Source organism: Flexithrix dorotheae DSM 6795 (genome assembly GCF_000379765.1).
GTDB lineage: Bacteria > Bacteroidota > Bacteroidia > Cytophagales > Flammeovirgaceae > Flexithrix > Flexithrix dorotheae.
Map to the genome: position 1 here is coordinate 765,993 of NZ_KB903431.1, position 23,182 is coordinate 789,174.

The following is a 23,182-nucleotide window of genomic DNA, read 5'->3' on the forward strand; positions in this document are numbered from 1 at the left end:
CCTAGGTTTAATGATATAAAAAAATGGTAAAATCCTAAAAAAAAATCGGGGAAAAATGAAAATTTTGGGACAAACAAAGAAAATTTATTGACGAATAGAATTGATCGTAAGTGATTTATCGCCTTTTTTGATAGGAGGACAAAAATACATTTAAGAAAAATAACCCCCAGAATACCATTAGAAATCCTAAAAGATTTAAAAAAGTTGTAAAGGAAATCATAAATTTCCAATGCAGAATATGAAAAGGAACAATGTTATTTTCGAAAACAGAATTTGGGTTCAAAAAATATATGAATTGAATTGATCCAATGAAAATTAGGAAACCAATTGAAGAAACTCCCAAAACAGATAATATGCTCACACGCTTTGATTGGGATAATAAAGCCGTGTCAACTCTTTGCAATAATTTTTCAGTAAAATTATCAGGGATTTTTATTTTATAATTTCTTTGCAAAAAGTTTATTAATAGTCGGTCTTTTTTATCTTCTCCTGTTGATTTCAAATCAAAATTTTTCTTAATCACTAAATAAGTTCGAACATTTCTTTATCCAAAAGAGAGGAAAGATTATTATACAGGATTTTTCTAATTCGGAAAATTTTCACTTTTATATTTCCTTTGGTTAAACCCGTAATTTGTGCAATTTCTTCCAGAGATTGTTCTTCAATATAATAAAAGTTTATGAGGGCTTTGTCATCGGGAGGAAGTTTGCTTAAAGCTTTTTCAAGGAACTTTCGTTGGTCCTCCAACCTGATATATTTTAGGGTTAATTCAAACTCTTCTACCGGAAGGTTGAATTCATTAATTTCATAAATAGGATGATATTGAAGTTGCCTTTTCCTGGTTTTACTAATGGCAGAATTATAGGTAATTCGATAAAGCCAGGTAGAAAATTTAGCATTCCCATTAAAAGAAGCTAAACTTTTAAAAGCTTTTAAAAAACTATCTTGGGCAACTTCCTCCGCATCCTCCTTGTTATTTAGAATTCTAAAAGCCAGACTGTAAACCTGATTTTTATACTTTTCAATAATTGCCCTGCAGGCCTGTTTATCTCCTTTTTGAATTTTTAATAAAATATTTTCTTCCATTTCACTATTTCTGACGCATAGAAACTAAAACTGGTTACCTAAAGCAGCCTCTATTTGATGATTGGAAGTATATTATTTTGAAAGGTATATGAACCTTTTGAAGGTAGAATAAAAAGTACCTGAAAGAATTGTTTTTATAGATTGAAAAGGTTTATCATTTCCGCACCGTTGAATTTACTCTTCTACTTCACAATAAGCCTTCATCCATGTTTCCACCTCTTTTGGATTATCCATAAAATCATAAAATTCCATTACATAAGAGATAATTTCCTCTTTACCTTTTTTATTTAAATAAGCAAAATCATTATACAGCTTTAAGAAGCTCGGTTTCAATTTTCTAAAGTTGTTAAAAACCATATTTAATTCATCCTCCTTCATACAGTAACCTCTAAAGGACCTGGTTTTTAAATCAATGTCTAATAATCCCCCTTGTATTCGGTTTTTGTATGCCGGATCTACAAATCCACACCAATCGAAATCGTATGGAATGAAAAGTTTCTCTTTTGAATCGTTCAATTTAATCGTCTTCATATTATGACTGGAAGAAAACAGGAAATCACTATTTCCTACCATAAAATGAAACATAAATAGGTTATTATAAAAATCAGTTTTTTGTGGTTTTACCTGATCCTTTTCTGTTTCAAATTCTTTTGCATTGCATCTCCTGGCAACTTCATCAATGTCTTCAATTAGAAAAGCATAACCAGAAACATTTTTTTGATTTTTACCCGAATTTTTGAATTTCACCTTCAAAAGCCTGACCCTGAAACTATAATCAGTAATTAAGTTATAGCTTTTGTAGACCAAAAATTCCTTTAATAAAAATTCCTTTTCAGTGCAGGTAGTTACCATTTTCATTTTTTTTTGTCCCACAAACAAATGGCCTTTCTTTCCGGAATTTGAAAAGTTTACCTGAATTGGTGGAAAATCACAATTTTTTTTCCGGAAGTTTCCCCGTAATTTGAGGGTTACGGGTAGTGTAACCCATTTTCCATCTTTATTTTTATATTGGAATTCAGCTTTCTGTTTTTTGCTGTCTTCATTTTTACCCTTTAACAGCTCATCGAGGTTGGTAAATATTCTTACCTCTAATGGATCTTCATCTCCAAATAAAATGGAATTTTGAGCAAAGGATTGGAAAGGAATTAGAATTATTAGAATTAGGAAAAAGGAAAACGCTGAAAATTGGCTAAAGATAAATTTCATGAAACTGTGGAATTTAATGCAAGCATGTAGTTTTATGCCAAAAATCTTTTATTTCTAAAACCCCAGACTAGCTTATAACCCATTTAATTTTTAGCTTTATCAAACACTTTAAAAGAACAAGGTTTAGCAGGAGTAACTTGGTGAATTTATGCCAGGATTTACTGTATCTAAATTTAGCAAAATTATATAACAATTTCTTCCTAGAGAGTCTAACATCATGAATAAAAGGAAAGTTATTTTATTTTTAATATTGACTGTTTTAATTTTAATGCAGTTTGTAAAAATTGACAAAAATAATCCGGAAAGTAAGCCGGAAAATGATTTTTTAGTAGCGAATAATGCCCCTCGGGAAGTGGAGGGAATAATAAAGAAAGCATGTTACGATTGTCATTCTAATCATACTATTTATCCATGGTATACCAATATTGCCCCAGTTTCGTGGTGGATTAAAGGCCATATTGATGAAGGACGAGAACATTTGAATTTTTCAGATTGGATGGGTTATACGGCAAAAAAGAAAGCGCACAAACTGGAAGAGACCATGGAAGCAGTAGGAGAGGCTTGGATGCCCCTGGATAGCTATACCTGGGCTCATGCCGAGGCAGATTTGTCACAAGAGGAGAGAGATATCCTGATGGTCTGGTTAAAAAACATCAAAATCAACTAAGGTCTTTTTCATTTGGAATTTCTGGTCTGGGGATTTTATCCGGATTAGAAATCAGGTTTTTTCTTATTTCCCTATCCAGATATAATACAGTGACTATCGCTGCTAAAAAATCGGCAATGGGAAATGAATACCAAATACCATTTGTATCATAAAAAGGAGGGAGAATAAGGACCAATGGCACCAGAAAAAAGCCTTGTTTGGTAAGGGTAAGTAAAAGAGCTGGAAAAGCCTTCCCAATAGCCTGAAAGTAAGCTGCTCCAATCATTTGTAAGGGAACGATTGGGGAAGCTAAAAACACGAGTATCAAAGCTTTGGGGGTTTCTTGAAGTAAATATTCGTCCTGCGTGAAAATTTCCACAATTGATTCTGAAAAAAGAATTAGCAAGGCCAGTAATATACTTGAAACCAGAAAGCCATATTTTATTGAAGTTTTAATAGTCTGTTTTACGCGATCCACAGCACCAGCCCCATAGTTGAAACCTGCAATTGGCATGAAGCCCTGTGTTAACCCTATAATAGGAAACATTAGAAGCATCATTAACCTGTTGATAATACCATATACAGCCACTCCAAGTTCTCCTCCATAAGCAAACAAAGAATGATTGAGTACAACGGTCAAAAGACTTATAGATCCTTGTCTGGCCATACTGATAAATCCAATTGAAAAAATTTCCTTAACCAGTTCTTTATTCAGGCTCAGCCCTTTTCTGGTTATTTTCATTTCACTTTTAGAAGAAATAAAAAACCATAGGGTGTATCCCGCACTACACACATAGGAAATTGTTGTAGCCCATGCAGCTCCGGCCAGACCTAAATCAAAACCAAAAATAAAAATCGGATCGAGAATGATATTGATAATTGCCGGAACAATTAATGTAAACATGGCCACCTTAGGTTTGCCCACTGATCTGATTACATTATTGGCCATCATGGCCCATGCTAAAAATGGTACCCCATACAAAATGATTCGGAAATAAACCTGGGCATGTTCTAGTATTCCTCCTTTTCCACCGAAGAGAAGTAAAATTGGTTCTTCCAGGATAAAACCAAGAATTACGAATGAAATGGAAGAAAATAAGGTGAGGGAAATTTGGTTTCCAAATGTAAGCTTGGCTTTCTCTATATCTTTTTTTCCTAAAGCACGGGAAATAATGGATGCTCCACCGACACCAATGGCAATTCCTATTGAGGAAATCAGAAAGCTAATTGGCATAACAACAGTAATGGCGGCAATCGCGAGAGAGCCTACATATCGTCCCACATAAATGGTATCTACAATAGAATAAATAGATAAAATTAAAAAACCTATTGAAGCGGGTATGGCTTGTTTTAAAATTAACTTCCCTATTTTTTCCGTGCCTAATGACTTTGAACTTTCCATTTACAATTCCCCCAGTATAGCAGTGTTCCTTCCTAATAATTTATATGATAAATTCACCAAACCCAAAATAAAACTCCTGTAATGGGATTTTACAGGAGTTTTACAAAAAATGAAATAACCGTGACTGATTAACCTGAACAACCTATACAATCAATTTTAGAATCTACCGGTTTTACACCTTTTACCTTCATTTCAAGGTTATGAATTTTATCCCTGATTTCCATGTCTTTAAACATATCACCAGTTAATTGAGCTTTTAATTCCTCAATTTCCTTTTGAATATCATTTAATGTGGTTTCTGACATATTTTTTTAATAAAATTTAGAAAAAAAATTTACTACGTAAATAGATTACGGACTTCCCCTTCTTATTTGTAAAGTATCAAATATAAAGTTATCCACCTAAATATAAATAAGATGAAAAAAATATTTTCCGTTCCATTCATTTGTTTTTTATTAATGGCATCAGTTTTTATCAACATTCATATTGATGAAGCTACTTTTATAGGGCCTTCATCTCAATCTTCAATTGTATTATTAAGTTACTTATCAACCTTAATTTTTATTTTATTACTATTGGTAAAAATGACTTTTGGAAATAAACCCAAAGTGGAAATTGAGGAGGAAAAGAAAGAAGAAAAAATTAATCTGCAAGACTACATTCAACTTGATGCAAAGGGAAAAGCCAAATTTTTAGGGAAAGTATTAAAGGATAAAAATCAGGATAGTTCAATGTTAGTGCTTCATAAATTGTAATTTCCTAAGTTTTGAAAAAATAAATTACCCAATAAATCACCAATATTGTAGTTTTGCCTCCTTCTTTGAAGGTTAAATAATTGGAGTGATACCAAAAATCACCCATTCATTCATAAAAGCAGGTAAAATTGAAATTCAAAATACAATCCACCGATTCCCTATCCAAAGCCCGAGCTGGAGAAATTACCACCGACCACGGATCCATCCAAACGCCCATTTTTATGCCTGTTGGTACAGCTGGGACAGTAAAAGCAGTTCATCAACGGGAAATAAAAGAAGATATTAAAGCCGAAATAATTCTTGGCAATACCTACCATCTATACCTTCGACCTGGCCTTGAAGTACTCGAAAAGGCAGGAGGCCTCCATAAGTTTAATGGTTGGGACAAACCAATTCTTACGGATAGTGGAGGATATCAGGTTTATTCCCTCGCAGAGAATAGAAAAATAAATGAGGATGGTGTCACTTTCCGCTCACACATTTCAGGAGAAAAAATGTTTTTCAGTCCGGAAATCGCCATGGACATTCAACGAAGTATAGGAGCTGATATAATAATGGCTTTTGATGAATGTACACCTTATCCATGCGAGTATGATTACGCTAAAAATAGCATGGAATTAACTCACAGATGGCTGAAAAGATGTTGCAATCACTTTGATCAAACCACGGGACTTTATGGTTACAGCCAAACCCTTTTTCCCATTGTTCAAGGAAGTGTTTATAAGGATTTGAGGAAGCAGTCAGCAGAAACTATTGCCAGCTTTGAAAGGGAAGGAAATGCTATTGGTGGGCTATCGGTAGGAGAACCACATGAGGATATGTACGAAATGACTGAACTCGTGTGTGGTATTTTGCCTTCAGAAAAACCCAGATACCTGATGGGTGTTGGAACTCCTGAAAATATTCTTGAATGTATCGCTTTAGGAATAGATATGTTCGATTGTGTAATGCCTACCAGAAATGCCAGAAATGGAATGTTATTCACTACTCAGGGTATTATAAATATAAAAAATGCAAAATGGCAGGACGATTTTTCTCCTATTGACGAAGAACTTGGTGGATATGTAAGCACATTTTATTCTAAGGCTTATTTGAGACATCTAATGCACAGTAAAGAATATTTGGCTCCAATGATAGCCAGTGTGCACAATTTAACTTTTTATCTCTGGCTGGTTAAGGAAGCCCGAAATCATATCGTGGAAGGTGATTTTAACAGCTGGAAAAACAAAATGGTAAAACAATTGATGCAAAGGCTATAGCCTTACTTTTTGTGGTCTTCAATAATATTGAGAAGAAATTTAATGTCTTCCATTTCTTCCTTTTTTCCTTTTTTTTCAAATGAGATCATAAGTCCCTGTGTCAGCCTTCGGATAATATCATAGTTAGTACAAGGCTCAAAATAATGAGGTTGTACTTCCATTTTTAATTGAGAAATGTAATTTTTTATATCTGATTTTGAAAAGATTAGCCCTTTATTAAAAGCATTAATATAAAACTGGATATTATCATTTTTGTAGGTAAGAATAAATAGATTGGGCAAATTCACACCATAAATTGGTAATTTTAATTTATTGGCAATGAGCATATAAACAGCACAAAGCGTAGTTGGATTTCCTTTTTTCCGTGATAAAACCTGATTAATCATAGAATTATCAATAGAATGGAAATCTTTGGTTTCAGCCCTGAACTTTAACTTGTTGAATATTACCCCATTCAATACTTTTACCTGGTCGAATGGTTGCATGTCATATTTAAATTCCAGCCAGCATTCGTAATAGAGTTGCTCAATTTCGCTTTTCAGGGATTGATAACTCAAATCAGGATATTGGTAATTGGAAATTATCCACATGGCCTTAAGCAGGTTTTCCTGATCAGAATCCAGCCATTTTTTTAATCTTTTTACAATAGATTCAAACTGCATTTCCTGAATTAGACTTTGTAGCCTTTCCTGAACTTTAGGACTATCATTATTTTCCCATTCCTCTTCCAGGAAAGGGATCACAGATTGACCTAATGAAGATAGTTTTTTATGAACATGAACGATTACCTCCTGATCCTCATCATCCAATAAGGAAACCAAAGCCTTTAATTCCTTCTGATCAAGCATATTGAACCTTTTTGATTTTAATAATTGTAAAGATGTCTTGTTTATCCTAAAAACAAAAAAGAAATACTATTTTGTTTTAGTAGCTTTTTTGAGAAGAATTTTTTCAACCACCATTTCCAATGGTTTTAAAAGGAGGGCAATAATTGCTTTTAACAGTAAACCAACAGCTACATTATCCACATATCCTTCTATAATGGGCTCGATAAATCCTTCAGATAGAAGGAAAAGAATCACAGCAATTAAAAGTACAATTGTAGCTGCCTTTCTACTAATTTTTGCCCGGGTAAGCAAATCGACAGTTTCCTGTAACTCCTGGTTTTGAAGAATGATTTTTTCGTTTGCCTTATTGAGTTTATTTTGAAGTCTGTCACTTACCGATGTGATTAGTTTAATCTCATCAAGTAATCTGCCATAGTTTTTGGTAAGACTGGAATATTCATCATAGATCTCGGGAGACTGACTTTCAAAAGTATGTTTCATCACATTTTGTGAATGTGTGAAAACCTTTTGTTCTTTGTCAAAAATTAAATCATTTCTCCTGGATTTGCTTCTCATAGCTGACTTCTTATCAAAATTTCAACTTTTTGTAAAAAATTAAAGCAGTGACATATAAATAGGTAAATTTATAATTGATTTAAAATCTTCTCCCGACTCTTGCATATCTTCATCATCTTCTTCATAAAACCAATTAATGAAAACATTATTTTTTTTATTGAGAGTTTCAAGTTTTCTAAAAACCTCAACCAGGCACTTTGACGAGCTGGTATTAAAATATTCAAGTTTTACATCCAGAATGGTATTCATACTGGGATCTTTCAAATATTCATCAAGCCAATCATATAATGGCTGATAGAATTCAATTGAATTTTCCGGAATTGATCTGCCTTCGATTAGAAATCGACCTGATTCATTGTCCATTTCTAACCTTGGCGTTTTAGTAGTCCCTTCTTTAAAATATTTTTTCATAGCGGTTACGCTGTTTAAGCAGAAGTAGTTTTGAGCAATAAGCCTAATTGGTAAGAAAATTTGCATTTCCCTTTTAGATAAACCACGTATTCACATAATTATTTTTGAATAAGCCTAAAGTTCATGCCCGATATGGATATCTTACTAATTATGTGTAAGAAAAGAAGTGATTTGCAATATAAATCTTGCTTATGGGCAGTTTTTCCACAGAATATATTACCTCTGTAAAACTAAAATTTCACCAATATAAAATTCAAAATATTGACTCAAACTATTTGGAAGGATGAACCAAAACGCAACAATTTGTTCAAATATTACATCTGGATGATTCCGCTTTCGCCAATCTCAATTTTCTTGTTTTTATAGAGATTACCAATTACCTTTTTGAAATACTTTTTGCTCATTTGAAATTCTTTCTTAATAACTTCCGCATCTGTTTTATCATTATACGGCAAAAAGCCTCCAACTTCTGCTAATTTTTCGAGAATGATTTTCCCATCGTCCTCAATATTATTTTCATGATAACCACTCTTTCTAAGTGTCAGGTCAATTTTTCCATCTTCCCTTATTTTTCCAATAAATCCTGTAAAAGAATCTCCAATGCCTATTTTTCTAAATACTTCATTACGATATAAAACGCCCTGGTGTGAATTATTAATCAAGCAGGAATAACCAAGTGTGGTAATGTCATAAACCATCAAATTTACTTCCTGACCTTCCTCAAGTCCATCTGGTGATTTCTTCAAAAAAGGTTTTAATTTTGACATTCCAATTAACCTGTTTGTCCTCCTGTCTAATCCAATTCTTACCACGTAGGTTTTTCCAATAGACATTCTTTTATATTGTTCGCTAAACGGAACCATCAGGTCTTTTAGTAATCCCCAATCCAGAAAAGCCCCAAATTTATTGGTGTCCTTTACTTTTAAGGCTACAAAATCCCCCACAACGCCTTTTGGTAAAATTTCCGAAGCAATAATTCTGTCCTCAGAATCTGTATAAATAAATACTTCCAGTTTTTCTCCAACCTGATGCTTAGATTTTGAGGAATTTGTGGGTAATAAAATTTCCTGTTCACCTGATTTTAAATAATAACCAAAATCTACTACCTTACAGACTTCCAAAAGGTTAATTTCTCCTATTTTTGCCATTCAATTATTGTTAAACTTTTTATTGTTGATTGCAAAGTTAAGTTTTAATTGTCCTCTACATAAAATTTAAATCATAATGTCTGAATATAATTACCAAAGTCTTAAAAATCTAATTGAAATAGATTCTCCTTCAGGATATACCAGAAATGCGGCAAACTTTATCATGGATAAACTAAAATCATATGGTTATGCTCCATTTCTTACCAATAAGGGTGCTGTAAAATGTCATATAGGAGAAAACCCCAGGTTGGCCATTGCAGGGCATATTGATACATTAGGAGCCATTATTTCTAAAATTAATCCAAATGGAACGTTGTCTTTTTCTTTAATAGGAGGATTATCATTAAATAGTGCAGAAGGAGAATACGTAAATATTTATACTTTATCAGGAAAAAGATATACTGGAACTATTCTGCTGAATGATCCTGCTGCACATGCCAATAAAAATCTAAATTCTACAGAAAGGGCCATTTCCAAAATGCACATTCGCCTTGATGAAGTAGTGAAAAATGGAGAAGAGGTTCAGGCTTTAGGGATTAATGTAGGCGATTTTGCCTGTTTGGATACAAATTATCAGGAAACAACGGCAGGTTTTATTAAGTCAAGATTTCTGGATAATAAAGCAGGTTGTTTTGTGATGTTAGAAATGGCCAGAATACTTGCCGGTAAGCCAGTAAAAACTCCTGTTGAATTGTTTTTTTCCAACTATGAAGAAGTTGGACATGGCGCTGCAGGAGGTTTTGATAATGGAATTGAAGAATTGTTGGTAATTGATATGGGTGTAGTAGGGGATGCTTGTGAAGGAAAAGAAACCCATTGTTCAATTTGTGCCAAAGATTCCAGCGGACCTTATGATTATGAAATGAGAAAGAAACTTGTTGAATTGGCAGAAGCATCAAATATCCCTTATAAAATCGATGTCTATCCCTTTTATGGTTCAGATGGTTCTGCAGCGCTAAGAGCCGGAAATAATTTCAGGGTCGGATTAATAGGCCCGGGGGTAGCTGCTTCCCATGGAAATGAAAGAACACATAAGCAAGGCATAGAAGCTACTATTGACTTGTGCCTTGCTTATATCAATCAATAAAAATTCTGATTGTTTTTTAATTTGATTCTGGACTATCCAGGGGTTCCGCTTCGGAAATCAACATAGGGAAATTGGCTTTTCCTTTTTGGATTAATTCGTTTTCAAAGGGATTTTTTTTGTCCAAAGCCATGTATTGATCCTTATCCAGGCCAAGGGATTCAGCACGAAGTTGGTAATAACTCTTTTTTACCTCATCCAGCACTTTAATGTAGGTGGCGTAAGAAGTTCCCCTATGGCTTTGTATAGAAACAATTGCCTTTGATGGATTTTCAGAGAGTAAGGGATCTTTCCCATTGTTGGAAATAAAGGCTTTAGTTTTTTGATTTAAATCACCAATTGAAATCCTTTCCTCTTCAACCAATAATTCATCATTTCCATTAATTAGGATTTTAAACAAATTTTTGTTTTTGATATCTACTATTTCTGGATTGTCAATTTTTGGGGGTAAAAGCATCATGATACCTTTTTCAGATGCAATTGTAGTAGTAACCAAGAAGAAAATAAGCAGAAGAAAAGCAATGTCTGCCATTGAACCAGAATTGATTTCTACCTTTTTATTGCTTCTTTTTTTTAGCGTATTAATCATAACCATGGGGTTTAAGTGGAAAAAAAGTCCTGATAAAGGATTAACTAAAAGAATACAGCATACCAGGAGGATCGATATGCTGTACTTTCCACTTATAATGGTTATTTTAATAAAAGATACAGCTCTTTAGCATTAAAGCTTATTTCTTTTCTTCTTCTGGAATTTCTGTTTTTAATAACTCTCCTCTGTTATATTGCTCCTTCTTGAGCAATGTACCGGACTCATCAAAATACTGCCAAATATCTAACTTCTTATCCATGTATTGTCTTCCCATGCTTTCCACCTGGCCGTTTTCATAATAATTTTTGACCTCACCATAAATCAGGCCTTTGGCATTATAATTTACTTCTTGCTTCAATTTTTCAGGGTTGTCAAAATATGATTTTACTGTACCATTTAGTTTTCCATTGGTAAAAGGTTCCTCCTTTTTAAGGTTACCACTTTCATAATAAGAATTTCTGATACCCGATAACACCCCATTCTCATAACTTTCAATTATGGAAGGCTTTCCGTTTGTATGGAAAAACTCCCATTTTCCAACCGGCTTATTTCCTTTTATTTCTATTTTGGATTTTACCACTCCATTCGGATGAAAGGTCTCGGTTTTGGCATCTAATTCTTTGTTTTTGAAAATGGTTTTTTCCATTAATTCCCCACTTTCATAATACTTTAGGTTTTCCCCTTCCTTTTTACCATAAGCGTAATTAAATTCATGTTTTAACTTTCCACTGGAATAATAACCCTTATTTTCTCCATTCACCACTCCTCTAAGCATATTGCCCTCAAGAATTAAGATGCCTTTTTCATTGTAGGTTCGGAAAACGCCTGTTTTTTGACCATCCTCTGTTTCCATTACTGTTTTTTCCTGGCCATTTTCGAAATAGGTAGTGAAATTCCCATTCATTTTCCCATTTATGAAATTAGCTTTCGTCATTAAATTTCCATTTGGGAAATATGTTTTCACTAAACCATGTTCTTTTCCATTTCGGTAATTTATTTCTTCCTTTAGCGTACCATCTTCATAATATTTAGTGGTCAATCCATCTAATTCTCCTTCTTTAAAATGACTAATAGTTTCGGGAGTTTCATCTGGGTAACGCGTGAGAAATGTATCCTCCAATACATCCAAAGCATATTTGCCTTCTTGTAACACTTTTCCTTCTTTGGAATAAACCAGCACTTTTCCTTCTTTTTTATCTGCTTTGTAATTGTATTCTGCCATCAATTCTCCAGTTTCAAAATACTGAAGCATTTTTCCCTCTCTCATTCCATTTTTAAACTCTACAGTTGCCTCTATTTTTTGGCTTGGGAAATACCTGGTCATTGTACCTTCAATTTTTCCCTCTACATAGTTGCATTTAACCATCGGGATTCCATGCTCATTATATTTTACATAAGGGCCCACTATTTTTCCATTGTTATATTTATACTGAGCTTTTGGTTTCCCATTTTCATAAAACTCAAGATAGGGGCCATCCATTTTGCCTTCCTTATATGTTGTAGTCATTTCAAGACTATTCGAGCTGGCGTAAAACCTTTTAAATTCGCCTTCTATTTTATTGCTGTCATTGGGATCAATGTAGTATTCAGCTTTCAAAATGGTTTTAGCAGGATCATGATAATCTCGTACCAACTGGTATTGCTGTCCAATTAAAACATTCGAAATAATTAAATTAAATATAGTAAATAGGAATGTTCCTGATTTCCTGTAATTTTTCATAAGTAAATAAAATTGCAAGGTTTTAATATCGATCAAATCAAAATTTGTAAAATCCGGAATACCGTTTTATCCATTTGCCAAAGGAGGGCTAAAACATGAATCCCTTAATTTCTGGTAAAATTTGATCTATAGGCTTTTATTTGTTGGAATAATATAAAAAAAATAGGAATAAAATATTGAATCAGGTCTTGAAAAATTATCAATTTTTATGCCTTTAATAATTATAAAAATAATCATTTAACTATTTATGAGCACTTTAAGTTTAGAAGGCGAAAAAATAAGGTTTAGTTTACTTAAAAATAATAACCCTTTTAAACCTGATACCTATGCCTATAAAACTGTGGAATTCTGTCAAAATTGGATGAAAGGAACAGATTCTTTTGAATTGATGACAAGTGGCTCAACAGGTCAACCCAAAAAAATCAAATTATTTAGAAAACAGTTGGAGAGTAGTGCCCGGTTAACAATTAAAACGCTTCAATTGTCAGAAAAGGATCATGCCTTTATTTGTTTAAATACTGCATACATAGCCGGGATTATGATGCTAATTCGCAGTATGGAGGCCAACATGAAAATGACTGTGATCGAACCTACTTCAAGGCCTTTTCAATACGGTGAATTTAATGAAGAATTTACCTTTACAGCCCTGGTTCCCATGCAGGTGAAATTATCTATCAATAGCACAAAATCGGAGAGGAGAACCCTAAATAAATTTAAAACCATAATTATTGGAGGAGCTCCGGTGGATAGTTTTTTAAAAAATGAATTAATTGAATTGAAACCAGCTATTTATGGAACTTATGGGATGACTGAAACAGTTTCTCACATTGCCCTCAAGAAACTTAATGGGCCTGATAAAGAAGATTGTTTCCATACGCTAAATGAGGTGAAAATTAGTACAGACAAAAGAGGTTGTCTGATCATAAACGGTCCAATGACTTTAGGTAAAGACGTTATTACCAATGATTTGGTTGAAATAATTGAGAATGATAAATTTAATTGGATTGGAAGATACGATAATGTGATAAACAGTGGAGGAATAAAAATTCAGGCTGAAGAACTTGAAGAAAAAATTCAGGCGATTTTAATTAAAATGGGGGAGGAGTGCAGGGTAATTGTTTTAGGTGTTCCCGATAGTTTACTTGGAGAAAAAGTTTGTCTGTTTTTAGAAAAAAACGATACTTATGGAGAATTTCGAAAAGTGTTTAAATCAATATTAAGGGCATCTTTAGGAAAATTTGAAATTCCTAAAATAATCCGGTTTATAGATAAATTTCCTGAAACTCCTACCGGAAAGGTGGATAAAAAACAATTGCTACATTCAGCAATTAATTCATTTAGGTGATGATGCTTATTAATTGTTTGAAATAAAACTTTCATCCATTTCCAGAAAGAAGTTAAAGCTGCAAATTTTAAAAGAAACTGAAACAATTTTTCATTAAATTTGAAACGAATCCATCCTGATTTCAGGAATAAACTGACGTAGTATTTAAAATTTAAATATGTGCTTGATAACCTTTGCATGGGACACTGATCCAGATTATAAATTAATACTGGCTGCCAACCGTGATGAGTTTTATAACAGACCTTCTACAAAAGCAGGTTTTTGGGAAGATGCTCCCGGCATACTTGCGGGAAGGGACTTAAAAGCTGGAGGAACCTGGCTGGGTTTAACCAAAACCGGAAAATTTTCTGCGATTACCAATTATAGAAATCCCTTTAAAGTAAAAGAAAACGCACCTACCAGAGGATTGTTACCGCTTTCATATTTAAAAGGAACAACCGGACCTTTGGGTTATTTAAAGGCTCTCAAAGATGAAAGCTGGCAATACAATGGTTTTAATTTATTGGTTGGAACTATAGATGCCATGTATCATTATTCAAATGTAGAGGATAAAATTAATCCATTAAAACCAGGTATTTATGGTCTAAGCAATGCACTTTTAAATACCAAATGGCCAAAGGTAGAAAAGGCCAAAGAGAGGTTAAAACAAACCATTGAGGCAGATTGGGATAGCCAGGTAATACTGGATATGATGTATGACCTGGAAAAGGCTAAAGATAGCGATTTACCAAAAACCGGAGTTACCCTGAAGTGGGAAAGGGAATTATCTCCTATGTTTATAAAAACACCTCATTATGGTACCTGTAATACTTCAGTGTTGTTGTTGAAAAGAAATGGACATATGAAGTTTGTAGAAAGAAGTTATTCTCCTCTTTCCGGTATAATTAAAGAACAAAAGTATGAGTTTGATGTACTAGGGCATTTAAATTAGCCCTAGCACATTTTCTGGAGGTCGGCCTAAAACCGCCTTTTCTCCCTTAATTACAATCGGCCGCTCAATTAATTTGGGATTTTCTACCATGGCCTTAATCCATTCCTCATCTGTGAGCGTTTTCCCCTTAAATTTTTCTTTAAAAATAGCTTCTCCTTTTCGAAGAATTTCCTCAGGCTTTTTACCCAGCTTTTTGAGAATGACTTTTAAATCCTCCGCTGAGGGAGTATCTTTTAAGTACTCAATAATTTCTACATCCTGGTGATTGTCCTTTAAAATTTGAAGTGTTTCCCTGCTTTTGCTACACCTTGGATTATGATATATTTTCATCTCTACTATTCTATCTTATCTTAAAAATAACATTTCCCTGTATTTCGGAAGTGGCCACTCTTCACTGTCTACATAAAGTTCCAGTTTATCCACTGAATACCGGATTTTATCAAAATATTTTTCTTTAATATCGTCACAATAGCCAATAGCTTTTTTCCTAGGATCATCAATTTTATTTACCCTTTTTCTTTCCTCAATCATTTCGTACACGCCATTTTTTACAATTTCAATATGTCTTGAAATTTCTTTAATGGTTTTGATCACCGCATCATTATCAATCCCAAGACCTTTAAGTCCATTGGCATTAGCGATTAATTTATTCTGATAATTTACAGCTGTTGGAATCACATGATTGAGCGCCAAATCTCCCATTACCCTGGCCTCTATCTGAATTTTCATGATATAATTGGCCAATAGAATTTCATGGCGGGCTTCAAGTTCCCTTTCAGTACAGATTTTATTCCTTTTAAATAAAGCCTTGTTTTTAGTAGTGAGGTAAGCATCTAAAGCCCTTGGGGTATCTTTTATATTGGGCAATTTTCTACGCTTGGCTTCTTTTATCCATTCGTCTGAATAACCATCTCCTTCAAACCGAATATTTTTCGAACTCTTGATATATTCTCTTAAAATGGTAATAATTGCTATTCGCTTATCGACCCCCTTTTCTAATTCTTTATCAAGGGTTTCAGCGAACTTATGTAACTGGTCGGCCACTGCTGCATTTAGAACTGTCATTGGAGCAGCTACATTTATATCAGAGCCTACCGCTCTAAATTCAAACTTATTACCTGTGAAGGCAAAAGGAGAAGTTCTGTTTCTATCTGTATTATCAAGGATTATTTCAGGGATTTTATCAATTCCTAATTTCATATACAAATTGTCCCCTTTTTTCACTTTGATATTTCCATTATGCTCCAGTTCATCCAAAACTGCCGTAAGTTGCTTTCCAATGAACACTGAAATAATAGCAGGTGGAGCTTCATTCGATCCTAATCGATAATCATTTCCTGCTGAGGCAATACTTGCCCTCAGTAAATCTGCGTGTTCATGTACTGCCTTAATGGTGGTGACAAAAAAAGTAAGAAATTGTAAGTTTTCCCTTGCACTAGAGCTGGGCTGATATAAGTTTTCCCCAAAGCTATTGATCAAGGACCAGTTATTATGTTTTCCACTTCCATTCAGTCCTGCAAATGGTTTCTCATGAAAAAGGACTTTCAGGTTATGTTTTTCAGCTACTTTATTCATTGCATCCATTAGCAACTGGTTATGGTCAGTAGCCACATTGATATCCTCATAAGTAGGAGCCACTTCAAACTGACTTGGAGCTACTTCATTATGACGAGTACTTACGGGAATTCCCAATTTCAAACATTCAATTTCAAAATCCCGCATATAATCATAAATCCTGGGAGGAATGGACCCAAAATAATGATCATCCAATTGCTGACCTCTTGCCGGATTATGTCCAAAAACAGTTCTTCCTGCCATCACCAAATCGGGTCTGGCTGCATAAAGAGCTTTGTCAACCACAAAATATTCCTGTTCGCAGCCCAGTGTGGCATGCACATAAGCTACATTTCTGTCAAAAAACCTGCATACTCTGGTAGCAGCTCTGTTTAAAGCTTCATGGGCCTTCAATAATGGAGCTTTATAATCCAGGGCTTCACCCGTATAAGACACAAAAATTGTAGGAATACACAAAGTATGCCCCAAAATAAACATCGGAGAACTCGGGTCCCAGGCAGTATATCCTCTGGCCTCAAAAGTGCTTCGAATCCCTCCACTTGGAAATGAAGAAGCGTCAGGTTCCTGCTGGGCTAATGTTCCACCCTTAAAGTTTTCAATTTCAGAGGAATAATCATAAAAAGAATCGTGCTTTTCTGCCGTGGTTCCAGTAAGTGGCTGAAACCAGTGTGTATAATGGGTAACCCCCTTATTTAAAGCCCAGGTCTTCACGGAAGAGGCTATGGCCTCAGCCGTATCAATATCAATTTTTTTACCTTTTCTGATGGCATATTTAACTTTTTCATAAAAATTAGGAGAAAGGGTTAACCTCATTTGTTTTAAACCAAAAGCATTTTCTCCGAAATAATCTGATATCTGGTTGGAAGGTGGATTGACTTCGACTTTTTGCCTTTTCTGCACTAATTCCAGGGCACTAAATCTTAATTTGGCCATATTTTATAATTAAACTTTATTGTTATTGCATAGAATTTTCCCCCTAACTTAATTAATTTTTATCATCTCTAAAATTTGTCTTGTCTTATTTTTATTTTTAGCTTTACATAACTATCCAGTCTTCTTAAGCAAATCCAACTTACTTACAAATGTATTTTTTGTTTACCTGAAATATTCTTATTTTCATATGGTATTTTTATGGAAAATAATGTTTTACCAGTCTTTAAAAGTAGAAAATTATTTTGATTTGTCGCTTTCTTACTATCCAGACTATTTTCAGAAGGGAAATTAACCAGGTTTAGAATAAATTCTTTGCATTTATCATGTTCGTAGAAATTTGTTTGGTATTCCCTGCACTTATTTAACAATTAAAATTTCAAGTCCTAATCCTTCTTATTTCCAGGCAGTTAGTGTGTATTGTCTGGTTTTAATGCTTTTTAAATTTTTGTATTTTTTTAACCAAATTATTTTTGATCTGAATAAAAAAAGGATGAATCGAATTTTTCTAATGATTATTTTTTCAATTGCCCTGATTGGAAAAGTTGAGGCACAGGATGATAAATATTATCCGGATGTGGAAGATTATTTTAAAACCCAGGACAAGGAACACTGGCATGGCTACGGTACCAAAGGCCTTGAAATTGGAGGTGGAATAGCTGACCAGACTCAGTTTGTTTCCTTTTATGGAAGTTCTTATCTGGGTATGAAAACTTATTTGAAGGTAGGTGGAATGTATGAATTTGGTAACATTAAGGATGTTGATTATTCTGCAATTTATCTTGATGCCTCCTTTAATATTCAGGTTTTCAGGTTGTGGAGAGTACTTTATGTAAACCTCACGGCAGGTGCCTCAGGTGTTTATGACGAAATTAAACCTGACCTGCAAGAACAACTCGACCATGATTTCAGCAGCTTTAACGGTTGGAATTATGGTGTTTTTGGTGGAGGAGAGGCTGACGTATTTCTTGGAAAGAGAATAGCGGCACTAGCGTTTGCGAACCAACGATTTTATTTTAAAGATGGATTTGGTACAGAACGATTTTTCGTTGGGGTAGGGCTAAAATACACTTTTAAAGAATGATCGCATATAACGCTCCAATAAAGATTTAACAACCCGAAAACTAAAATTAACTGAAACTAAATGAAAATAATAAACCCAAAGATTTTTAGCCTCTCTGGCCTGCTCTTCCTTGGTTTAATTTTTAATCTTTCTGCTCAGGAACGATTTACATTAATAGGTGAAATTAACGGGCAGGATATAGATGGAAAGACAGAAGCAAGAGTGATTGTCTGCGACAATTTCAATTCAATTAACCTTTTAAATCATGTTGCTTACGGTAGTGAGAAAACAATTACTTACAAAACGGAAACCAATGGCCTAAGTGGTCATATATTTTATCCATCTCTTGCAGGTGAGGGAAATCACCTGATAACAATTATTTATGCAGGGCAACAAACTGTAAGTTTAACCTTTGAAATCCCCCAAATTTCAGCTGGAGGATTTCTTGGAGTTTGTAGGACAAAAAAAAATCAAAAACTTTATACAGAGGATGTTTATCCCAAATTGGATGGCAAAGGGAAATGGAGTTTTTTAAACGAAAACAGAAAGGATGATAGTCAATACGACAAGTATATAAACCAAACAACAGGAGAACTTGATGTTTCTCAAATCCCATATGGTTTCTATACACTGAAGTATGAATATGGTAGCTGCTATGATACGCGGGGAATTGAGATTGGGGGAGTGAATGTTTTTGCCGGAGGTAATATTATTGTATGTAAAAATCCTCCAGACTCTAAATTGGTAGTGGATTTATTTACCCAAGAGGGGGTAGCAGTACCAGAAATAGATGGTGACCCAATAGGGCCAAATACACCATATGAATGGTATTGGGAAAGCAAAGAATTGTCCAATTATATTAATGGTTCAAGTCTTAACCTTACCAATGTAACCGCAGGAACATATGAAATTGATTTGGTTGTTGGTTATTATGGTGAAACTACAGATTGTATAGAAAGGGATACAAGGACAATTATTATTGAAGGTATTCCTGAAAAGCCAAAAGTTCAGGGTGATGAACGATGTGGTCCGGGTGAAGTTGTTATGAAAGTGCTTGAACCTCTGGAAGGTTTAGTTTACGAATGGTATTATGAAAATGACAATGAAGTTGGTAAATATACGGATTTTTCGGGAGTGGAATATAAAACGGAAATCAAGGAGTATACCAGTTTTTATGTTATTGCCGTATCCAAAGGAGGCTGTGAAAGTGAACCAGCTGAGGTTTCTGGCATTGTAAATTATCCGCCCCCCACACCTGAAATTAGCCTTTTTCCAGAAAGTATTTGTGTTGGGGAATCCATAACTTTTAATGCGGGTTATTTCGAAGGACCGGCTGCACCAGCTGAGATCGAGTTTGTGTATAATTGGTACTGGGATGCTGAAAAACAAAACCCAATAAAAGAGGCCTCTGGCCCTGAATATACCCATACTTTTTCCACAACTGATCAAAATGTAATTTATGTAGAGGTTATTGATCCTGAAACTAAGTGTGTTAGTGGACTTGGAAAGGCAGGGTTTTCTGTCAATCCCATCCCAAATAAACCTGAAGTAGATGATGTTTCTATTTGTGAACCTGGAGAGGTTTTGCTCAAAGTGAATAACCCACAGGATGATGTTCTTTATTATTGGTATGCAAATTATGATCCTAAAGGTGAAAATGATCCTATTACGGAACCATCTACAAAACCAGAATTGGCAATTAAAGTTGAAACTTCTGGTAAATATTATGTCTTAGTAAAATCAAGAGCTGGATGTAAAAGTAGTGTAGAGGAAATTCAGGTAAATGTTACGGGAAAACCGGAAAAACCTATTGTACAGGGAGATGAAAGGTGCGGACCAGGGGAAGTTCTTCTGAAAATATCAGAATTAAGTGATGGGTTTACTTATAACTGGTATGAAGGTGAAGTCGGAGAAACAAGTGTACATACAGGTACGGAGTTTAAGGTTTCCCTGACAACTACCACTAAATATTTTGTCACTGCAAATTTAAATGGAAAATGTGTAAGTGATCCTGCTGAAGTTTTTGGAATAATTAATTTTCCTCCATTAACCCCTGAAATATTATTATCCAAAGAAAGTATCTGTGAAGGAGAATCAATTACTTTTAATGTAGGATTTATTGAGAATACTTCAGCACCAAGCATAGAAGGTTATACCTATAACTGGTACTGGGATGCTGAAAAACAAAACCCAATAAAAGAGGTTTCCGGGTCTGAATATACCCATACTTTTTCCACAACTGATCAAAATGTAATTTATGTAGAGGCTGTGGATCCTGAGACCAATTGTGTGAGCGGTTTAGCAGAAGCAGATTTTAATGTAAACCCTATTCCTGCTAAACCAGAAGTGGACAATGTATCCATTTGTGTAGCAGGAAAGGTGGAACTTTCCGTAAAGAATCCCGAAAAGGAAGTATCCTATTATTGGTATAAGACCTATAATAAGGAGGGTGAAAATGAGCCAATTGGAGACCCCTCTCCAAATATTCTGGTAGATGTTGAATCTACTTCTAAATATTATGTGGTTGGTATTTTGGACGAATCCTGTGAAAGTGAAGTGGAGGAAGTAGAGGTTATAATTACTGATAAACCAGACGCTCCACAAATTGAGGATCAATCGATTTGCGGACCGGGAAAAATCTTATTAATGCCGTTAGTTTCACAAGAAGAATCCAAGCCTGTTTTCAGGTTTTATCCCAGAGAAAACACAGACCATATTCACGAAGGAGACTTTTATGAGCCTGAAATTAAGGAAACTACCAGTTATTGGGTTACCAGAATTATTGATGGAGCTTGCGAAAGTGAGCCCACCAAAGTTACAATTACCATTCTTGACGAAGTACAAACTCCTCTTGTGGATGGTTTTGTGAATTGTGGTCCGCTGAGCAGTTATAAACTTGAGGTGAAAAATCCGGTGGATGGGCTTCAATATTTATGGTACCAGAATGAAAAAGATCCTAAAGAAAAATCAATAGGGCAGGGTACCTCATTTTTGCTTGAGGGAATTGATGCCACCAGGGTAGTTTGGGTTGAAGCATCGAATAACAATGATTGTGTTGGAGAAAGAGTTCCCGTTGAGGTTACTATTCTTGAAAAACCAGGCATTCCAGAAATTGCAGATGGGGTTTCCTGTGGTCCAGGTCAGGTTAAGCTTTCTATTAAAAACCCTGATGAAAACTTAACTTATAACTGGTATAAAGCTCCTGAGGATAATGAACCAGTTTCTACTGGTAATTCTTACACAACTGATGAATTATCAACCAATACCAAATTTTATGTGGTTGCCCAATCTTTTTATGGGGAAGGGGAAATTGAATGCACAAGTGATGCCGCGGAAGTAGAAGTAAAAATATTGGAATCCGGAGACATTGGAATTGGGGATGATATCCAATTATGTTTTGATGCACCTGGTTATGATCTTTTCCAGGATTTAAATATTGAGGGTGGAATATTTTCCGGGCCAGGAGTAGAAGATGGATCTCTGTTTAATCCAAAAACAGCTGGGTTTGGAAAACATGAAATTACTTTTAAATATGCTTCCACAGACGGGTGTTCGTTTACAGGAACCCGAATTATTGAAGTGATTTATCCATTAAATGCTTCTGAAGATTTACTTACACAAACCGAGCTGGTTATTTGTTCAAACGAGGAATTTATTGATCTGACTACTTTGGAAAAGAAACCTGGTGGAGAATGGAGTGGCGATGGAGTGGAGTTGGGAAAATTTTATCCTGAAAAAGTTGAAGGAGAGTCCGTTTCAGCAGAGTACTTCATAAAAGAAAATGGCTGTGAATATAGGGTAAAAGTTAGTATCAGGGTGATTAATATTAATCTCGAATCACCAGAGCTTTCGGTAAACAAACCAGAATTCTGCGAAGGTGATATGGTCAAAATTTCCGTAACCAATCTGGATGAATCCTTAAGGTATGTTTGGTACAATGAAAATTCTGATTCTGTGGGAACTGGTGCAAGTTTTGAATTTATGGCTTCCAAGACAGCTGTCATTACCTGTGAGGCTAAAAATTCATTGGACTGTGGTTCAGATCAGTCCTCAATTACAGTAAATGTGTTTGCTTTTCCTGAAGAAATTATAGTAAGCTCCAATGCAATTAATCAGCATGAGTTTGTGCAGTTTTCTTTGGACAGCACTGCAAATACTACCTACTTGTGGGATTTTAAAACAACTGAAACATCCACTCAAAGAAGTCCGGGTTATTATTTTCATGAAGGTGGGGAATTTAATGTAGTGGTCTATATGGAAAATACCATGTTGGGCTGCAAGGACTCCCTGACTACCCTCATCAAGGTTGATTTAGATCAAGAGGATTTTGTGACAGGATTGGATGAGGAATTAATACCATCAGAAAAAATTGAAGGTATTTCTATTTCCAGTTATCCGCAACCATTCAATAATTTCATAAGACTTTTCTTAAAATCCGAAAGGTATGCAAATGCAGAAATTGCGGTAATTAATACCGAAGGGAAAATCATAGAAAATAGGAAACTGGAAATTCTGAGAGGAGAACAGGATTTTAATTTGGAGACCGAAAAGTATCCATCTGGTCTTTACCTGATTAAAATTAATTTACCTGATTATCAAAAAGTTATAAAAGCCCTAAAGCAATAAATC

The 23,182-nt window shown here is 34.6% G+C and carries 20 protein-coding genes; 8 read left to right on the forward strand and 12 right to left on the reverse strand.

Annotation, left to right across the window (positions count from 1 at the left end):
* Positions 1-522: 522 nt before the first annotated feature.
* Both A3EM_RS0107225 and A3EM_RS0107230 read right to left on the reverse strand, forming a co-directional pair.
* Complete coding sequence (locus A3EM_RS0107225; protein WP_020527518.1) at positions 523-1,086, reverse strand: RNA polymerase sigma factor; 564 nt, start codon at positions 1,084-1,086, stop codon at positions 523-525.
* Between the two features lie 174 nt (positions 1,087-1,260).
* Complete coding sequence (locus A3EM_RS0107230; RefSeq protein WP_020527519.1) at positions 1,261-2,292, reverse strand: hypothetical protein; 1,032 nt, start codon at positions 2,290-2,292, stop codon at positions 1,261-1,263.
* A 217-nt stretch (positions 2,293-2,509) separates the two neighbouring features.
* Between A3EM_RS0107230 and A3EM_RS0107235 the strand changes: the two genes are divergently transcribed.
* Positions 2,510-2,959: a heme-binding domain-containing protein gene (locus A3EM_RS0107235; RefSeq protein WP_020527520.1), complete on the forward strand. Its 450-nt coding sequence runs from the start codon at positions 2,510-2,512 to the stop codon at positions 2,957-2,959.
* Here A3EM_RS0107235 and A3EM_RS0107240 read toward each other — a convergent pair.
* The gene (locus tag A3EM_RS0107240; RefSeq protein WP_020527521.1) at positions 2,952-4,340 is read right to left on the reverse strand and encodes an MATE family efflux transporter; all 1,389 of its coding nucleotides are present in this window, start codon (positions 4,338-4,340) and stop codon (positions 2,952-2,954) included. The genes A3EM_RS0107235 and A3EM_RS0107240 overlap by 8 nt on opposite strands.
* 128 nt (positions 4,341-4,468) lie before the next feature.
* Positions 4,469-4,645 (reverse strand): hypothetical protein, encoded by a 177-nt coding sequence (locus A3EM_RS47950; protein ID WP_020527522.1) that lies wholly within the window; start codon positions 4,643-4,645, stop codon positions 4,469-4,471.
* A gap of 111 nt (positions 4,646-4,756) precedes the next feature.
* Between A3EM_RS47950 and A3EM_RS0107250 the strand changes: the two genes are divergently transcribed.
* Together A3EM_RS0107250 and tgt are read left to right on the forward strand one after the other, a co-directional pair.
* On the forward strand, positions 4,757-5,095 hold the full coding sequence (locus A3EM_RS0107250) for a hypothetical protein (RefSeq protein ID WP_157637768.1): 339 nt from the start codon (positions 4,757-4,759) through the stop codon (positions 5,093-5,095).
* Positions 5,096-5,223: 128 nt separating this feature from the next.
* Positions 5,224-6,354: a tRNA guanosine(34) transglycosylase Tgt gene (gene tgt, locus A3EM_RS0107260; RefSeq protein ID WP_026210150.1), complete on the forward strand. Its 1,131-nt coding sequence runs from the start codon at positions 5,224-5,226 to the stop codon at positions 6,352-6,354.
* Positions 6,355-6,356: 2 nt separating this feature from the next.
* On the opposite strand, the gene A3EM_RS0107265 is transcribed toward tgt, so the two are convergent.
* The 4 genes from A3EM_RS0107265 to A3EM_RS0107285 all read right to left on the reverse strand — a co-directional run bounded on the left by A3EM_RS0107265 (position 6,357) and on the right by A3EM_RS0107285 (position 9,316).
* Positions 6,357-7,202 carry a transglutaminase-like domain-containing protein gene (locus tag A3EM_RS0107265; RefSeq protein WP_020527527.1) on the reverse strand — a complete coding sequence of 282 codons (846 nt, stop codon included), beginning with the start codon at positions 7,200-7,202 and terminating at the stop codon, positions 6,357-6,359.
* Positions 7,203-7,268: 66 nt separating this feature from the next.
* The gene (locus A3EM_RS0107270) at positions 7,269-7,757 is read right to left on the reverse strand and encodes a hypothetical protein (protein WP_020527528.1); all 489 of its coding nucleotides are present in this window, start codon (positions 7,755-7,757) and stop codon (positions 7,269-7,271) included.
* Positions 7,758-7,796: 39 nt separating this feature from the next.
* Entirely contained in the window at positions 7,797-8,168 is a 372-nt protein-coding gene (locus A3EM_RS0107275; RefSeq protein WP_020527529.1) for a DUF1987 domain-containing protein, read from the reverse strand.
* Positions 8,169-8,482: 314 nt separating this feature from the next.
* Positions 8,483-9,316 carry a CvfB family protein gene (locus A3EM_RS0107285; protein WP_020527531.1) on the reverse strand — a complete coding sequence of 278 codons (834 nt, stop codon included), beginning with the start codon at positions 9,314-9,316 and terminating at the stop codon, positions 8,483-8,485.
* A 76-nt stretch (positions 9,317-9,392) separates the two neighbouring features.
* Between A3EM_RS0107285 and A3EM_RS0107290 the strand changes: the two genes are divergently transcribed.
* Entirely contained in the window at positions 9,393-10,403 is a 1,011-nt protein-coding gene (locus tag A3EM_RS0107290; RefSeq protein ID WP_020527532.1) for a M42 family metallopeptidase, read from the forward strand.
* A 16-nt stretch (positions 10,404-10,419) separates the two neighbouring features.
* On the opposite strand, the gene A3EM_RS0107295 is transcribed toward A3EM_RS0107290, so the two are convergent.
* Together A3EM_RS0107295 and A3EM_RS0107305 are read right to left on the reverse strand one after the other, a co-directional pair.
* A complete protein-coding gene (locus tag A3EM_RS0107295) occupies positions 10,420-10,989 on the reverse strand; it encodes an ExbD/TolR family protein (protein WP_157637769.1) in 570 nt (189 codons plus the stop codon).
* Positions 10,990-11,128: 139 nt separating this feature from the next.
* On the reverse strand, positions 11,129-12,709 hold the full coding sequence (locus A3EM_RS0107305) for a toxin-antitoxin system YwqK family antitoxin (RefSeq protein WP_020527535.1): 1,581 nt from the start codon (positions 12,707-12,709) through the stop codon (positions 11,129-11,131).
* A 247-nt stretch (positions 12,710-12,956) separates the two neighbouring features.
* On the opposite strand from A3EM_RS0107305, the gene A3EM_RS0107310 reads away from it, so the two are divergent.
* Both A3EM_RS0107310 and A3EM_RS0107315 read left to right on the forward strand, forming a co-directional pair.
* A complete protein-coding gene (locus tag A3EM_RS0107310; protein ID WP_020527536.1) occupies positions 12,957-14,054 on the forward strand; it encodes an AMP-binding protein in 1,098 nt (365 codons plus the stop codon).
* Between the two features lie 163 nt (positions 14,055-14,217).
* The gene (locus A3EM_RS0107315) at positions 14,218-14,985 is read left to right on the forward strand and encodes an NRDE family protein (protein WP_211211945.1); all 768 of its coding nucleotides are present in this window, start codon (positions 14,218-14,220) and stop codon (positions 14,983-14,985) included.
* On the opposite strand, the gene arsC is transcribed toward A3EM_RS0107315, so the two are convergent.
* Positions 14,977-15,315, reverse strand: coding sequence for an arsenate reductase (glutaredoxin) (gene arsC / locus A3EM_RS0107320; RefSeq protein WP_020527538.1), 339 nt, complete (start codon positions 15,313-15,315; stop codon positions 14,977-14,979). The two genes, A3EM_RS0107315 and arsC, sit on opposite strands and share 9 nt — an antisense overlap.
* A gap of 15 nt (positions 15,316-15,330) precedes the next feature.
* The gene (locus A3EM_RS0107325; RefSeq protein ID WP_020527539.1) at positions 15,331-17,493 is read right to left on the reverse strand and encodes a glutamine synthetase III family protein; all 2,163 of its coding nucleotides are present in this window, start codon (positions 17,491-17,493) and stop codon (positions 15,331-15,333) included.
* Positions 17,494-17,983: 490 nt separating this feature from the next.
* Here A3EM_RS0107325 and A3EM_RS0107335 point away from each other — a divergent pair, with 490 nt between their 5' ends.
* On the forward strand, positions 17,984-18,574 hold the full coding sequence (locus A3EM_RS0107335; RefSeq protein ID WP_157637770.1) for a hypothetical protein: 591 nt from the start codon (positions 17,984-17,986) through the stop codon (positions 18,572-18,574).
* Positions 18,575-18,634: 60 nt separating this feature from the next.
* On the forward strand, positions 18,635-23,179 hold the full coding sequence (locus tag A3EM_RS0107340; protein ID WP_020527542.1) for an Ig-like domain-containing protein: 4,545 nt from the start codon (positions 18,635-18,637) through the stop codon (positions 23,177-23,179).
* Positions 23,180-23,182 lie beyond the last annotated feature (3 nt).